8 protein-coding genes and 2 pseudogenes are annotated in these 15,856 nt (G+C 66.3%); 5 read left to right on the plus strand and 5 right to left on the minus strand.

Going from position 1 to position 15,856, the window contains the following annotated elements:
* Positions 1–43: 43 nt before the first annotated feature.
* Together OWR21_RS07360 and OWR21_RS07365 are read left to right on the plus strand one after the other, a co-directional pair.
* Positions 44–1,383: pseudogene (locus OWR21_RS07360) on the plus strand (peroxidase).
* A gap of 108 nt (positions 1,384–1,491) precedes the next feature.
* Positions 1,492–2,388: an EamA family transporter gene (locus tag OWR21_RS07365; RefSeq protein ID WP_442968607.1), complete on the plus strand. Its 897-nt coding sequence runs from the start codon at positions 1,492–1,494 to the stop codon at positions 2,386–2,388.
* Here the strand turns inward: OWR21_RS07365 and OWR21_RS07370 are convergent.
* The 3 genes from OWR21_RS07370 to OWR21_RS07380 all read right to left on the minus strand — a co-directional run bounded on the left by OWR21_RS07370 (position 2,385) and on the right by OWR21_RS07380 (position 7,928).
* Positions 2,385–3,467 (minus strand): M14 family metallopeptidase, encoded by a 1,083-nt coding sequence (locus OWR21_RS07370; protein WP_332394894.1) that lies wholly within the window; start codon positions 3,465–3,467, stop codon positions 2,385–2,387. The two genes, OWR21_RS07365 and OWR21_RS07370, sit on opposite strands and share 4 nt — an antisense overlap.
* A 164-nt stretch (positions 3,468–3,631) precedes the next feature.
* Positions 3,632–4,690, minus strand: a complete 1,059-nt coding sequence (locus tag OWR21_RS07375) for a ribonucleotide-diphosphate reductase subunit beta (RefSeq protein WP_442968608.1) — start codon at positions 4,688–4,690, stop codon at positions 3,632–3,634.
* Positions 4,691–4,955: 265 nt separating this feature from the next.
* Positions 4,956–7,928: a ribonucleoside-diphosphate reductase subunit alpha gene (locus OWR21_RS07380; RefSeq protein ID WP_147213783.1), complete on the minus strand. Its 2,973-nt coding sequence runs from the start codon at positions 7,926–7,928 to the stop codon at positions 4,956–4,958.
* Between the two features lie 650 nt (positions 7,929–8,578).
* Here OWR21_RS07380 and OWR21_RS07385 point away from each other — a divergent pair.
* Genes OWR21_RS07385 through OWR21_RS07395 form a run of 3 tightly spaced genes read left to right on the plus strand, consistent with a single transcriptional unit; the run spans position 8,579 to position 13,036 of the window.
* Positions 8,579–10,609, plus strand: coding sequence for an alkaline phosphatase family protein (locus tag OWR21_RS07385; protein ID WP_332394895.1), 2,031 nt, complete (start codon positions 8,579–8,581; stop codon positions 10,607–10,609).
* A gap of 30 nt (positions 10,610–10,639) precedes the next feature.
* Positions 10,640–10,840: a hypothetical protein gene (locus OWR21_RS07390; protein WP_316865430.1), complete on the plus strand. Its 201-nt coding sequence runs from the start codon at positions 10,640–10,642 to the stop codon at positions 10,838–10,840.
* Positions 10,841–10,876: 36 nt separating this feature from the next.
* On the plus strand, positions 10,877–13,036 hold the full coding sequence (locus OWR21_RS07395; protein WP_332394896.1) for a phosphocholine-specific phospholipase C: 2,160 nt from the start codon (positions 10,877–10,879) through the stop codon (positions 13,034–13,036).
* Positions 13,037–13,607: 571 nt separating this feature from the next.
* Here OWR21_RS07395 and ampD read toward each other — a convergent pair.
* Positions 13,608–14,203: pseudogene (gene ampD, locus OWR21_RS07400) on the minus strand (1,6-anhydro-N-acetylmuramyl-L-alanine amidase AmpD).
* The gene (locus OWR21_RS07405; RefSeq protein ID WP_332394897.1) at positions 14,196–15,821 is read right to left on the minus strand and encodes a sigma-54-dependent transcriptional regulator; all 1,626 of its coding nucleotides are present in this window, start codon (positions 15,819–15,821) and stop codon (positions 14,196–14,198) included. The pseudogene ampD and the gene OWR21_RS07405 overlap by 8 nt, the downstream one beginning before the upstream one ends.
* Positions 15,822–15,856: the final 35 nt, after the last annotated feature.

The raw sequence follows: 15,856 nt of genomic DNA on the forward strand, positions 1-15,856 counted from the left end.
ATGCTGCGCGCCAGAGAATCGATAAAACCATGTTGGAATAGCCATGCCCGAGCGCAACCGGCCGCCATTCAGGGGCCCTTTTGGCGCGATTGCCGGGTCGACCACCAGCGCCTATGCCGCAGCAGGAGACACTGCCGGCGACGCCCATGAGCCGATGTCCGGCGGCCGCTCCAGTGCCGTGCGCGATGTCGCTGCACAAGATCTGGCCAGCGACACCGCGCTGTGGCGCTTTGCGCTGGCCGCAGAGCACGGCGGCCGCGCGCCTCACCCCGACGCCGTCTTGCGCGACGATCTTTCCGTCCTGCGCATCCTGCGCCACGCAGACGGCCTGCGCCTGCTCCGGCAAGGACTGCGCAGTGCGTTCCCGGGCTCGGCCCTGCGCCTGACCACCTTCTGGCCCGAAGAACAGCCGCACGCCTATCCGGCCCGCGCCGAAGCCCGCCCGGCGGAATTCGGCGACCTGCTCGTGCTGCTGCGCCTGCGCGGCGCGGTCCCGACCCTCGATTGCCGGGCGCTGTTTCTCACCAGCCGCCGCATCGACCAGCCCGGCGATGCGCTCGACAAACACCACCCGCTGCCGCAGATCAACCTGTACGAAGGCTGGCCCGACTTCAACGTCTATGCGCGCTCGCCGATCAAGTCGCGCAACGCCACCTTCCTGGGCAAGTTCGACCTGTCCGCCGAGCTGGACCCGCTGCGCCGCGTGGGCCGCGACCAGCGCCAGTGGCGCTACCTGACACCCTGCACGGGCCTGCAGCAGCATGCGCAATGGCCCGGCGCCCGGCCGGCTTCGCCGCTGCAATGGCGCTGGCCCTCCGGCCCGCACGCCGGCGGCGCGCCCACTTCGGGTTCATTCACCGGCCTGCTGCGCCAGCTCGCGCGCCCGGAAGGCCCCGGCGAGGATTGCTCCGCCGGCACCGACGTGCCGACCTGGGGCCGCCTCATCAACAAGCTGCTCGACCACAGCTGGGAAGTCGCCCCGAGCCACGCGCTCAAGAGCGGCAACATCAGTTCGCTGGCGTTCTGGACGCGGCTGCGCGGCTTCCTGACGGCGGAATACCTGCTCGGCTCGCACTCGCTGCAGAAGGGCTTTGGCGCGTCGCTGCAATTCGAGATGGCCAACGGCCTGCAGGACATCGCCCGCGACGACTGGACGGCCACCACCGGCTTCGACCCCGAAGACCTCGACGTGCCCGGCGTGCGCGGCACGCTGCAGCGTATTGCGGCGTCCAGGCTGGCCGTCTTCGGCATGAGCGCCGAAGACCCGGCGCCGCTCGCCGCCCCCGCCCGCAGCGCGGTGTGACCCCGCGCCCCGACGGCGAACGCGAAGGCCAGCGCGTGTTGCTGATCGACGTGATTCGCCCCAGCGCAGCCGCCCTGTAAGGCTGCCAATTCGATAAAAAGCGACGCCCGCGCCGCCGAGAACGCAACGATTTCTCGGCGGTGCACGGCTATGCTGTGGCGTTCTCTGCCGCGCCTCCGCTGTCGCTCATGTCTTCCGCTGCTTCCGCCTCCGCCACTTCCACGACGACGACCTCCCCCTGGATGCCCATCCTTGCGCTGATGGGTTCGATGGCCTCGGTGTGCCTCGGCAACTCGTTTGCCAAGACGCTGTTTCCGGTGCTGGGCGCCGCGGGCACGGTCACGTATCGGGTGACGATCGGCGCGGTGATCCTGCTGGCGTTCTGGCGGCCGTGGCGCCTGCACCTGAGCCGCGCCGATGCCGGCCGCATCGCGCTGTACGGCGTCACGCTGGCGAGCATGAACCTGCTGTTCTACCTGTCGCTGCAGCGCTTGCCGATCGGCATTGCAATCGCCATCGAATTCACGGGGCCGCTTGTGCTGGCCGTGCTGCTGTCGCGCCGCGCGCTGGATTTCGTGTGGATCGGGCTGGCGGTGGTCGGCTTGCTGATGCTGACGGTGGCCGACAAGTCGGTCGGGCAGGTTGACCACCTGGGCGCGGTTTATGCGCTGGCCGCCGGCGTGTGCTGGGCGCTCTACATCCTCACCGGCAAGAACCTCGGCGGCCTGCATGCGGGCCAGGCGACGTCGATCGGCATGGTGGTCGGTGCGCTGTTTGCGATTCCGTTTGGCGTGGCGCAGGCCGGGTGGGCGCTGTTCTCGCCCTCGCTCATTCTGGCGGGACTGGGCATCGGGCTGCTGTCGAGCGCGATCCCGTATTCGCTCGAAATGGTGGCGCTCAAGCATCTGCCGGGCAAGACGTTTTCCGTGCTGCTGAGCCTCGAGCCCGCCATCGGCGCGTTGGCCGGGGCGATCGTGCTGCAGGAGCAGCTGACCGGGCGCCAGTGGGTGGCGATCCTGGCCATCATCGCTGCGTCAGCAGGCTGCGCGCTGACGGTGCGCGCGCCCAAGCCCGTCCAAAGCTAGCCGGGAAACCGCGCCACGGCTTGCAATACAGCCATGCGCGTCTGCGCGTAGACCATGCCCTTCCATTCCGGCACGTCGCAATAGAACGCATCACGTAGCGCCTGGCGGATGCCTGCCCGCTGCGCGGCGCCCTGCTCCGGATGGCGATACAGCCAATGGTCGGCACGTAGCGCCTGCAGCACCGCCAGCGGCGCGAGCGTGCCGAACTCCAGCGTGACGCAGGTCTTCTCGATGCCGGGCAGCAGCTCGTAGGCGATGCCGACCAGATCGCCCTTGACCACCGAAGAGACCGAACCGGCGGCGGCAATCGGCCGGACATCGGCGCCCCACGTGCGCATGGCGCGCTCAAGTTCGGCGGGATCTGGGCTGTTGAAGATCTTCTCGCCGTGGCCGTAGTGGCCGAGCCCGGTATGCAGATCGATCCACACCAGCTGCGACATGGCTGCCGCATGCCGCGACACGATCCCGCGCATCTGCAGCGTGCTCCAGCACGGCGCGCTGCCGCCGTAGAACATGCCGTCCGGCACGCGGTATTGGCCGCTCGTTGCGGCGTCCTGCAGGGCTTTTTCGCCGCGGGTGACCATGTAGTGCTGCAGCGCAGCCTGGTCGGCCTGGCTGGGCGGCCACGTGTGCGGCAGCAGGAGCGGATCGACTTCAAGGTAGGCCGGATTGGCGGAAGCGGCCTCCGCAAAGTCGACGCTGTTGCGGTTCAGGTCAACGTTGTCTTCATTCACGCGCCGCAGGTGCGCAAACCCGTACGGATTGACCGCGTGCACCAGCACCAGCGCGACCTTGCCGGCCGCCAGCCGCGCGAAGAGCTCGTCGTCTTGCAGCAAGCCGGTCTGGCAGCCGGAGCCGCAGAACCCTTCCACGCCATGGACGCCGGAGGTGACGATCAGCAGCGCTTCAGCCTGCGCCGGGGCAAACAACGCGGTGTCGATGGAAAGCTGCTCGCCGGACGGCCCGACCGCATCCGGATGCAGATGGCGCTCGATGCGGAGCCTCCGGGCCTGCGCAGCAGCGAGGAACTTGCCGCGGGCTTCATCGTAGGTCTGCGAGAAGAAGGCTTCGACCGTCATGGCGGGATCCGGTGCAGTGATTGCCGCAGCCTGCCATGGCTGACAGGCGCGGCGCAATCGCACGCACGTGAATCGATCGCCCCAAAACGCAAACAGGCGACGCGTGGTGCGTCGCCTGTCTACGTTGATGCCGGGTCGAACGAGTGTCGAGCGGCTAGCTCAGATCACTCCCAGGACAGCGCGCCGCCGGTCTGGTACTCGATCACGCGCGTCTCGAAGAAGTTGCGCTCCTTCTTCAGGTCGATCATCTCGCTCATCCACGGGAACGGGTTTTCTTCGTTCGGGAACAGCGCGTCCAGGCCGATCTGCTGGCAGCGGCGGTTGCAGATGAAGCGCAGGTAGCCCTTGAACATCGGTGCGTTCAGGCCCAGCACGCCGCGCGGCATGGTGTCTTCTGCGTAGCGGTATTCCAGGTCGACGGCCTTCTTGAACAGCTCCGTGATCTCGGCCTTGAACTCGGCCGTCCACAGGTGCGGGTTCTCCAGCTTGATCTGGTTGATCAGGTCGATACCGAAATTGCAGTGCAGCGACTCGTCGCGCAGGATGTACTGGTACTGCTCGGCAGCGCCGGTCATCTTGTTCTGACGGCCCATCGCCAGGATCTGCGTGAAGCCGACGTAGAAGAACAGGCCTTCCATGATGCAGGCGAAGACGATGAGCGACTTCAGCAGCTTCTGGTCGTTCTCGGGCGTGCCGGTCTTGAACGACGGATCGGTCAGCGTGTCGATGAACGGGATCAGGAACTCGTCCTTGTCACGGATCGACTGCACTTCGTGGTACGCGTTGAAGATCTCGGCCTCGTTCAGGCCCAGCGATTCAACGATGTACTGGTACGCGTGCGTGTGGATCGCCTCTTCAAACGCCTGGCGCAGCAGGTACTGGCGGCATTCCGGCGCGGTGATCTGGCGGTACGTGCCCAGCACGATGTTGTTGGCGGCCAGCGAGTCGGCCGTCACGAAAAAGCCCAGGTTGCGCTTGATGATGCGGCGCTCGTCTTCGGTCAGACCGTTCGGGTCTTTCCACAGGGCGATGTCGCGCGACATGTTGATTTCCTGCGGCATCCAGTGGTTCGCGCAGCCGGCGAGGTACTTTTCCCAGGCCCACTTGTACTTGAACGGCACCAGCTGGTTGACGTCGGTGGCGCCATTGATGACGCGCTTGTCGGCGGCATTCACCCGGCGGTTGCTCTGTGCGGCAGCGGCATTCGGATTGTTGCCCAGGATGCCCGTGCCCGCGGCCTGCGTGGCCGACGGGGCAGCACGCCGCCCTGGTCGGCGGTGGCTGTTTGCAGTTGCGGCTGCGGTTGATACGCGGGCTGCGGTGCAGCTTGCGGTTGTGCGGCAGGTTTGACGTCGTCGTCCCAGCTCAGCATATGTGTTTCTCCTAATTCTTTGCGCGTCGCTCCCGCTCTTTCGGAGCGCGAGCCCAGTGTCGTGCAGATCACGGCGCCCCCGCTTGCGCGGGAGCAACCTCAGACACTGTTTTGACTTATTGGCAGGCTTCGCATTCCTCGAAACCGGGGTCGCCCGGGCGCATCGTGCACACGGCGCCCTCGGCTTCCGGCATCGCCTGGGCAGTGGCGGCGGCGGCATCCAGCGCGCTGGTCGGCGCAGCCGATGTCACGCCGGACGCACCCGCAGCCGACACACCGCCCACATCGCTACCCGACGACACCGCATTGAGCGTGCCGCGCGACACGGTCGACTTCTCGACGTGCGTGGCGCCGATCGTGCGCAGGTAATACGTGGTCTTCAGGCCACGCAGCCACGCCAGCTTGTACGTGTCGTCCAGCTTCTTGCCCGACGCGCCGGCCATGTAGATGTTCAGCGACTGCGCCTGGTCGATCCACTTCTGGCGGCGCGATGCAGCTTCCACCAGCCATTGCGGTTCCACCTCGAAGGCCGTTGCGTACAGGTCGCGCAGGTCTTGCGGGATGCGGTCGATGCGGGCCAGCGAGCCGTCGAAGTACTTCAGGTCGGCGACCATCACTTCGTCCCACAGGCCGCGTGCCTTCAGGTCGCGCACCAGGTAGTCGTTGACCACCGTGAACTCGCCCGACAGGTTCGACTTGACGTACAGGTTCTGGTACGTCGGCTCGATGCAAGCGGACACGCCGATGATGTTGGAGATCGTTGCCGTCGGGGCGATCGCCACGCAGTTCGAGTTGCGCATGCCGTACTGCTTGATGCGGCCGCGCAGGCTGTCCCAGTCCATCGTCGACGACATGTCAGCTTCGAGGTAGCCGCCGCGCTCTTCGGCCAGCAGCTTGAGCGAGTCTTGCGGCAGGATGCCGCGATCCCACAGCGAGCCCTTGTAGCTGCTGTAGCGGCCACGCTCTTCGGCCAGCTCGGTCGACGCCCAGTAGGCGTAGTAGCACACGGCTTCCATCGACGTGTCGGCAAACTGCACCGCTGCCTCGCTGGCGTACGGCACACGCAACACGTGCAGCGCGTCCTGGAAGCCCATGATGCCCATGCCGACCGGACGGTGGCGCAGGTTCGAGTCCCGTGCCTTCTTGACCGCGTAGTAGTTGATGTCGATCACGTTGTCGAGCATGCGCATGGCGGTGCGCACGGTCTTCTTCAGCTTCTCGTGATCGAGCACCACGCTGCCGTCGGCCTGCTTGACCAGGTGAGCGACCAGGTTGACCGAACCGAGGTTGCACACGGCGATTTCGCTGTCGTTGGTATTCAGCGTGATTTCCGTGCACAGGTTGGAGCTGTGCACCACGCCCACGTGCTGCTGCGGGCTGCGGATGTTGCACGGGTCCTTGAACGTGATCCACGGGTGGCCGGTTTCGAACAGCATGCCCAGCATCTTGCGCCACAGTTGCAGCGCCGGCATTTTCTTGAAGAGCTTGATCTCGCCGCGCGCGACCTTGTCTTCGTAGGCCAGATAGGCCTGCTCGAATGCCTTGCCGACCTTGTCGTGCAGGTCCGGGCAGGTGGACGGCGAGAACAGCGTCCACTCGCCACCTTCCATCACGCGCTTCATGAACAGGTCCGGAATCCAGTTGGCCGTGTTCATGTCGTGCGTGCGGCGGCGGTCGTCGCCGGTGTTCTTGCGCAGCTCCAGGAATTCTTCGATGTCCAGGTGCCAGGTTTCCAGGTACGCGCAGACGGCGCCCTTGCGCTTGCCGCCCTGGTTCACGGCCACGGCCGTGTCGTTGACGACCTTCAGGAACGGCACCACGCCTTGCGACTTGCCGTTCGTGCCCTTGATGTGCGAGCCGAGTGCGCGCACGTTGGTCCAGTCGTTGCCCAGGCCGCCGGCAAACTTGGAGAGCAGCGCGTTTTCCTTCAGCGCTTCGTAAATGCCGTCCAGGTCATCCGACACGGTGGTCAGGTAGCACGACGACAGTTGCGAGCGGCGCGTGCCCGAGTTGAACAGCGTCGGCGTGCTCGACATGAAGTCGAACGACGACAGCAGCTGGTAGAACTCGATGGCGCGGGCTTCGCGGTCGATTTCGTTCAGCGCCAGGCCCATCGCCACACGCATGAAGAACGCCTGCGGCATCTCGATGCGGGTTTCGTTGATGTGCAGGAAGTAGCGGTCGTACAGCGTCTGCAGGCCGAGGTAGTTGAACTGGAAGTCGCGCGAGGCATCCAGCGCCGCGCCCAGCTTGGCCAGGTCGAACTGGGCCAGCTTGTCATCGAGCAGCTCGGCGTTGATGCCGCGCTTGATGAACTGCGGGAAGTAGTCGACGTAGCGCGTGCTCATTTCCGCTTGCGTGACTTCTTCGCCGAGGATTTCGCGACGGATCGTGTGCAGCAGGATGCGCGCCGTGACTTGGCTGTACGCCGGGTCCTTTTCGATCAGGGTACGGGAGGCCAGGATGGCCGAGTCGTACACCTGCGTCATCGGCACGCCTTCATACAGGTTCTTGACCGTTTCCTTGAGGATCGGCTCCGGATCCACCGCGTCGCCCAGACCTTCGCAGGCCGAGACGATCACGTTGCGCAGCGCTGCCATGTCCAGCGGGCGGGTGATGCCGCCGTCGGTCACGTTCAGGCCGATGAAGGCCGGCTGCTGCTGGGTTTCACCGGCTTGTGCGCGCTCCTGGGCGCGGCGCTCGCGGTACAGCACGTAGGCGCGGGCCACGTCGTGCTCGCCCGAACGCATCAGGGCCAGTTCCACCTGGTCCTGCACGTCTTCGATATGGAACGTGCCGCCGTTCGGGCGGCTGCGCAGCAGTGCGCGCACGACGTTCTGCGTTTGTTGGTCAACCAGCTCGCGCACACGCGCGGAAGCAGCACCCTGCCCGCCATTCACGGCGAGGAAAGCCTTGGTCATGGCCACGGCGATCTTCGAAGGCTCGAAGCTCACCACGGCGCCGTTGCGGCGAATGATCTTGTAGTCCGCGTAGCCAGTGCTGGGGGCAGCGGCCGTGCCGCCAGCGCTTTGCGCAAATTGGGAGGGGTTGGCGGTGCCGGAGTGGATTTCTGGTTGGGCCGTCTGCATGTGGACTCCTGTTGAACCGTTCGTTTTATTGGCTCGCCGATGGGTGAAACACCTTGGCGAACCCTTGCGCCATGCGGAGAAATGAGACGGAAAAGACCCCTGCCTTTCCTCAGCCCCCAAGCGCCGGCTCGACCTGCCGTACGCCCGCCCCCGCGTGGCGCTGAAATAAGAATCCCGGAAAGCGACCACTACATCTAGTGCTCAACTCCGGGATTGACGCTAAGTATAGTGGCCCAATCGAATTTGCCTAGACTTGACAGGTGGGGGCAGATGGCTATTTTTCACCCGCAACTGCGGTGCCGCAAACCCGCTACGCCAGTCTGCACAAAGGGTCGGCGGGACTGGCGTGCGGCGTCGCAATGACCGTCTCTCCAGAATAATTCTTTCTATCGACGTCACAAGTTCAATAGACGTCACCTCATCTACGGTAGGGGTATGTGTGCGGCGCACTGCACCGGTGCATGCGTGCCGCGCGCCGGGGCATTCCCCGACATTCCTCCGCTCAAGAAATCCGAATAGCCGCATCAGCATTCTTGCCGCGGCTGTCACTTGAGCGACAGGCCTCCACCCTACGCTTCGGTCGCATTGCAGGGAGCGCAATCACAGCGGCGAGACACCGAGCGCCGCGCACAACGACCGAGGAAATCGACATGGCTTGGAATCACCCCGCCCGGCGCCTGCTGACGGCCGCGCTGAGCACGACCGTGGCTGCAACGCTGGCGACCACATTGACCGCATGCGGCGGTGGCGACAGCAGCCCCATCGCCAACCAGGGCAGCACCGACACGCCATCCACCAACGCCAGCAAAAAGGTGCTGATGGTCGGCGTGGACGGCGCCACGTATGCGCAGGTACAGAGCGCGCTCTTGCAGCGCAGCCTGCCGAACCTCGGTGCGTTGGCGGTGATGCCGGCATCGACCGGCGGCACGCTCGGCACCACCACCGCCCAGCCGCCGCTGGACACGCCCAGCTGGGCCACCGTGCTGACCGGCGCCTGGCAAAACCGCCACGGCGTGACGGACGACACCGCCACCACCCTGGCCGCCCCAAGCGTATTCAGCTACGCGCGCAGCGCCGCCAAGGCTGCCGGCACCACGCAACGGCTGGGCGCCGCCGTCAGCTCGGCCACACTGCCCGCGCTGCTCAAGGCGGATCAGCAAGCCGGCAATCTCGATACGCTGCTCGACTGCGCCCAGGTGGACACCTGCGTGACGCAGAACAGCGTGAAGCTTGTGCAGTCCGGCTACGACGTCGTCTTCGCGCAATACACCGCGCCGGCCGTCGCCGCGCTGGCTTCCGGCCTGCAAAGCGATGCGTACACCGCTGCGCTGGCCAACCTCGACCAGGCGCTCGGCACACTGCAGGCCGCCATCGCCCAGCGCCGCACCGCCAACCCGAACGAAGACTGGCTCGTTGTCGTCACCACCAGCCACGGCCTGGACGCCACGGGCGCCACCACGTCGGCGCCGACGCTGGAAAACCGCACCGCCTTCATCGCGCTGAACAAGCCGGTCAACGCGGTGCTCGGCAAAACCGGCACGGCGGCGCCCACGTCGGAAGCCACGCTGGCCGCGCTGCCGAGCGAGGCCGACATCGTGCCGACGGTGCTGGCGCAATTGAACGCCGCCGTGCCGGCAACCACCCATAAGTTGGATGGCACGGCGCTCACCGCCAATGCGGTCGGGGTGCGCAACATCCAGAGCACCGTGGGTGCGTACAACGCCTCGCTGGTGCTGAACTGGCAAAACCCGACCCCAGCCAGCGGGCCGATCACCGTGCTGCGCGACGGCAAGCCCGTTGCCACGCTGCCCGCCACGGCCACGCAGTACACCGACAGCAACATCGCCACCGCCAGCGGCATCTACCGCATCAACTACACGCTGGTGCGCAACAACGTGCCGGTGTCGATGCTCGCGCAGATCAGCTACGTTGCGCCAACGCCGCTGGCCACCTCGCTCACCAACGGCCTGGCCGCGTACTACAGCTTTGATCCGCTGCCGCCGACTGACCGAAAAGCCAGTTCGACGATCGGCCCGTGGGTGGCCGGCACCGACGGCGGCTCCGCAACGGCCGATCCGTTTGGCGGCACGGCCCTCTCGGTCGATTCGCGCATCGACGCCTACAAGCTCACGCAGAACGGCGCCGACATCGCACAGAGCCCGCAATTCACCATCGGCTTCTGGTTCAAGTCGGATTGCACGCAGGGCAACGGCACCGGCGAGCCGATCCTCGCCAACAAGGACTACTACTCCGGCTCCAATGCGGGCATCGCCATCGGATTGTGGGGCGGCTGCGAAGTGCGCTTCAACCTCGGCAGCGGCGGCAAGCGCGACGACATCCAGGGCATGAAGTTCAGCGCCAACCAGTGGGCCTATCTCGCCCTGTCGGTCGACGCGCAGGCCAAGCGGTTCAGCGCATACATCCTTGATCCGGTGTTGGGCGTGCAGAAGGTGGAAGACAAGGCCATCGCCAACACTGACGTCACCAAGCTCAATGGCCTGGCCACCAAGGTCTGGGGCCTGAACGACGACGCCACGCACAACTACGTGCCCAACAACCCGGGCTCGCTCAAGGGCGTGATGGCCTACGACGACCTCGCCATGTGGACGCGCCGGCTGACGCTGGACGAACTCAAGACGATCAACGGTTCGCACCAGCCGCTGTCGTCGCTGAACCCCTGACCCCCTCCCCCAACCCGAACGAGACCGCTCATGAAGCCCTTCATCCACCCTCTCGCGCGGCCGCACCGGCTGGCCGCCGTGCTGCTGTGCGCCGCCACCTTGTCGCTGTCGGCCTGCGGCGGCGATTCGAACGATGGCACGCCCGGTACCGGCACTGGCCCCGGCGCCACTCAGCCCGATCAACCCGGCCAGCCGCCGGCCAACAAGCCGACCCTGCACTGCGCTCCGTAACGCGCGGCTTCCCATCGACTTGCGTTTGAGACCGACATGACTTCCGACACGAACCACGCCAACAACGGCAGCCGCCGCAACTTCCTCAAGATGGCCAGCACGGGGGCGATTTCCGCCGCTGCGCTCGCCGCCTTCCCGCCGTCGATCCGCCGCGCGCTGGCCATTCCCGCCAACAACGCCACCGGCACGATGCGCGACGTTGAACACGTGGTGATCCTGATGCAGGAGAACCGCTCGTTCGACAACTACTTCGGCACGCTGCAAGGTGTGCGCGGCTTTGGCGACCGCTTCCCCATCCTGCTGGCCGGCGGCCTGAACGTCTGGCAGCAGACCTACGTGCCAAGCAGCGGACCGAGCCGCACGGTGCTGCCGTACTACCTCGACAGCAGCGCCGGCAACGCGCAGCGCGTGTCTGGCACGCCGCACAGCTACCCCGATGCGCAGAACGCGTGGGACCTCGGCCGCATGAGCAAGTGGCCGACCTACAAGCAGACGCAGTCGATGGGCTATTACAAGCAGGCCGAGCTGGACTTCCAGTTCGCGCTGGCCAACGCCTTCACGCTGTGCGATGCGTACCACTGCTCGTTCCACGGCGGCACCAACACCAACCGGCTGTTTCACTGGACAGGCACGAACGATCCGACCGGCGCGGCGGGCGGCCCCGTCATCGACAACAGCGGCGACCACCTCGACGCCAGCGTCACGTACAACTGGACGACCTACCCCGAGCGCCTGCAGGCGGCCGGCGTGTCGTGGAAGGTCTACCAGAACATGCCGGACAACTTCACCGACAACCCGCTCGCCGGCTTCAAGGCCTACCGCGATGCCAACGCCGCGCGCGGCAACCTGGCCGACGGCAGCCCGTTCCCGCCGTACACGCCGGCCGACGAAACCGTCAGCCCGCTCATCAAGGGCGTCGGCAACACCATGCCCGACGGCGGCTTCCTGCAGGCCTTGAAGGACGACATCGCCGCCGGCCAGCTGCCGCAGGTGTCGTGGATCGTCGCGCCGGCCACGTATTCCGAACACCCCGGTCCGTCGAGTCCCGTGCAGGGCGCGTGGTACACGCAGGAAGTGCTCAACGCGCTGACCGCCAACCCGGCCGTGTGGAGCAAGACCGTGCTGTTCATCAACTTCGATGAGAACGACGGCTTCTTCGACCACGTGCCGCCGCCCGCAGCCCCGGCCTACGACAACGGCGTGCTGGCCGGCAAGTCGACGGTGAGCACGGCCGGCGAATACCACACGGACCAACACCCCTACGGCCCCGGCCCGCGCGTGCCGATGTACATCGTTTCACCGTGGAGCCGCGGCGGCTGGGTCAACTCGCAGGCGTTCGACCACACCTCGGTGCTGCGCTTCCTGGAGCTGCGCTTCAACGTCAAGGAGCCGAACATCAGCGCATACCGCCGCGCGGTGCTGGGCGACCTGACCAGCGCCTTCAACTTCGTCAACCCGAACACCGAAACGCTGCCGACGCTGCCCAGCCGCGACAAGGCAACCGCCGACTCGATCCGCACCGCGCAAGGGTTGAAGCCGCAGGTGCCGCTGCCCTCCGTCACGGCGCAGCAGATGCCGACGCAAGCCACCGGCACCCGCCCCTCGCGCGCCTTGCCGTACGAGCTGCACGTCAGCGCGCGCGAAGACGCCACCAACCGCGCGCTCCGCCTGATCTTCAGCAACACCGGCACGGCGGCCGCCGTCTTCCACGTGTACGACCGCCTGCATCTGGACCGCGTGCCGCGTCGCTACGCGGTCGAGCCCGGCAAGATGCTCGACGACACCTGGGACGTGTTCACCGCCGACAAGGGCAAGTACGACCTGTGGGTGCTCGGCCCGAACGGCTTCCACCGCGCGTTCTCCGGCGATGTGAGCGCCGTGTCGGCAGCGGGTTCGAGCGCGCCCGAAATCCGCGTGTGCTACGACCTGGCCAACGCCGAGGTCTACGTGACGATGATGAACACCGGCACCGCTGGCTGCACCTTCACCGTCAAGCCGAACGCGTACCGCAACGACGGCCCGTGGACGTTCGACATTCCGGCCGGCAAGCAGCTCGACCAGCACTGGCCGATCGCGCGCCAGGGCAACTGGTACGACTTCACGGTGACGGTGCCGCAAGGCGGCTTCACGCGGCGCTTTGCCGGTCGCATGGAAACGGGCAAGGACGGCGTGTCCGACCCGGCGATGGGCACTTGAGCCAGGTCGCGAAGTAGAAAGAGAGAAGCAGGGAAAGATGCGGGCAGCCTTCGAAAGCGGGCTGCCCGTTTCCGTTTCGGCGTCTGCGTAGGGCGGGCAGCCTGCGACGTGTCGGCCTCGGAGCGTCGAGGGCCACGGTTTCACCATCTCGTTTGAGCCTCACATCCTGACGTTGGAGGCTTTTACCCGCACGCGTGGGACTCAGACCGCCGTGTTCGGAGGTTCAACTGTTGTGCGCGAGCCTCCGACCCTGGAATCGTTCACGGATGGATCGACGAAATGACCCTCGGACGGTCGCGCTCCACGGTTTCACACTCGCACGCGAGCCTCGGACTGTGACGCTCCACGGTTTGACCGTCGTGCGTGAGCCTCAAACAGTGGACACATCGACAGTTTTACCCTCGTGCGCGACCCTCGGACTGTGGCGTTCCACGGTTTTAGGCTCGCGTGCGATGCCTGGACATTGACGTTCCAGAGTTTCACCCTCGCGCCTGAGTCTTGGAGGGTGACGCTCCACGGTTTTACCCTCGCACGTGAGCCGCAGACCGTAAAGCGCCAGAGAGGTGTCGCGTCAGAGCGCGTGCTGATACGGGAACAACGCCGCATTGAATCCGCCGAGCGCGCGCAGATGCGCCCAGTCGAAATGCGGTCCGGGGTCCGTCTTGCGGCCCGGGGCAATGTCCGAATGACCGGCGATCGCTGCAATCGGATACGCCGCGCAGATCGCCCGCACAAGCGACGCCGTGGCGGCGTACTGCTCGGGCGTGAAGGGCAAATCGTCCGTGCCCTCGATTTCGATGCCGACCGAGAAATCGTTGCAGCGCGGGCGGCCGAAGAAGTCCGACGCACCGGCATGCCAGGCGCGCGCATCGCACGACGCAAATTGCACGCATTCGCCCGTGCGACGGATGAAGAAATGCGCCGACACGCGCACGCCGCGCAGCTGATCGAAGTACGGATGCGCGTCGCAGTCGAGCGTGTTGGTGAAGAAATCGAGGACGTGGTCGGTGCCGAAGTCCGCCGCCGATTGCGCAGGCGGCAGGCTGATGTTGTGCAGCACGATCAGGTCGATCGGCATGCCTTCGGGCCGTGCGTCGATATTTGGCGAGGATGGCGGCGCGCGCCATCCACCCATCCGTCCGCGCCGATGTGCAACCGTTCAGGCATCGCCGTTCAGCCCATTTCCGGCCGCCTCGCCCACGCCGCCGGGCGGCACTTCAATGTCGCGCGGATCGCGAATGCCAAGCTGCTGCATGCGATAGCGCAACTGACGGAATGAGAGCCCAAGCAGCTTGGCGGCGGCCGTGCGGTTGAAGCCGGTCTGGTCCAGCGCGGCGAGGATCACGTTGCGCTCGACCAACTCCAGGTAGGCCGGCAGGTCGATCGGCAGCGCAACGCTCGGCAGAGCCGGCTCCGCCGGCTGCGCAGCGGGTGCCGGCTCGGGCTGCGCCATCGGTTGCGGCATCCCCATGGGGCTTTGCACGGGCGCCGGCATGTAGACGGCATCGGGCCAGCTCGCCATCGGCGCGGGCGACATCGGGTGGTGGCCGGCTGCCGCAGCCTGCGCCTCGCGCGTGCGGTGAAACAGCGGCGAGCGTTCGATCTCGGCGCCCAGCGCGCCAAGGTCGTCCACGTCGATCGACTCCCCTTCCGCAAACGCGTACGCACGTTCCAGCAGGTTCTCCAGCTCGCGCACGTTGCCCGGGAACGGATACGCACACAGTTGCTGCAGCGCCGGTCGCGTCAGACGTTTTGGGCGCGGATCGCCGTAGCGGCTGGCGAGCTGCTCGAGCAGCACACCGGCCAGCACGGGCACGTCTTCGGCCCGCTCGCGCAGCGTGGGCATGCGCAGTTCCAGCACGTTGAGGCGATAGAACAAGTCTTCGCGGAAACGGCCGGCGGCCACCAGCCGCGCAAGGTTCTGGTGGCTCGCACACACGACGCGCACGTCGACGGGGTCTTCGCGGCTTTCGCCGATCTTGCGCACGCGGCGCTCCTGCAACGCGCGCAGCAATTTCACCTGCATCGTGAGCGGCAGGTCGGCCACCTCATCGAGCATGAGCGTGCCGCCGTTGGCGGCCTGGAAGAAGCCTTGGCGGTCGCTGTCTGCGCCGGTAAAGGCGCCCTTCACGTAGCCGAAAAACTCGGCTTCCATCAGGTTCTCGGGAATCGCGCCGCAGTTCACCGCCACGAACGGCCGCGATGCACGCGCGGACAGCGCATGGATGGCGCGCGCCGCACGTTCCTTGCCGCTGCCGGATTCACCGCTGATCACCACCGGGGCCATGCTGCGCGCGAGGCGCATCAGCGAGCGGCGCACCTCCTGCATCGCGGCGGAATGTCCCGGCAGCAGATCGTTGGTGCGCTCGGCCAGATCGGCATTGCCCGGATCGGGATCGCGCTGCTGGCGGCCCAGCGCATTCAGCACGAGGCTGCGCAGCTGGTCGAGCGAGAGCGGCTTGGCGATGTAATCGAATGCGCCGGCCTTGAGCGCTTCCACCGCATTCTCGGCGCTGCCATAGGCGGTGATGACGGCCACCGGCGTGCGGTCGGCCGTGGCAGAGAGCTGGCGCACGAGTTCAATGCCCAGGCCATCACCCAGGCGCATGTCGGTCAGCACAAGCGCGAAGCGCTGGCGGGAGAGCGCCTCGCGCGCCTCGGCCAGGCCGCTGGCGAGCACGACGTCGTGCCCCATGCGGCGCAGCGAAATTTCCAGCAGCTCGCGCAGGTCGGCTTCGTCATCGACGACGAGAATGGGTTCGCGAACGATGGCGGCTTTGGACATGGATCAGCAGAAGATCGGCGGAAATGCGCGGCCGG

The organism is Ralstonia sp. 1B3, assembly GCF_036631435.1.

Excerpts from the sequence above, each read along its gene's own strand:
- OWR21_RS07385 (WP_332394895.1), top strand. The coding sequence starts at position 8,579 with ATGGCTTGGAATCACCCCGCCCGGCGCCTGCTGACGGCCGCGCTGAGC.
- OWR21_RS07395 (WP_332394896.1), top strand. The coding sequence starts at position 10,877 with ATGACTTCCGACACGAACCACGCCAACAACGGCAGCCGCCGCAACTTC.
- OWR21_RS07380 (WP_147213783.1), bottom strand. The coding sequence starts at position 7,928 with ATGCAGACGGCCCAACCAGAAATCCACTCCGGCACCGCCAACCCCTCC.
- OWR21_RS07405 (WP_332394897.1), bottom strand. The coding sequence starts at position 15,821 with ATGTCCAAAGCCGCCATCGTTCGCGAACCCATTCTCGTCGTCGATGAC.
- OWR21_RS07390 (WP_316865430.1), top strand. The coding sequence starts at position 10,640 with ATGAAGCCCTTCATCCACCCTCTCGCGCGGCCGCACCGGCTGGCCGCC.
- OWR21_RS07370 (WP_332394894.1), bottom strand. The coding sequence starts at position 3,467 with ATGACGGTCGAAGCCTTCTTCTCGCAGACCTACGATGAAGCCCGCGGC.
- OWR21_RS07365 (WP_442968607.1), top strand. The coding sequence starts at position 1,492 with ATGTCTTCCGCTGCTTCCGCCTCCGCCACTTCCACGACGACGACCTCC.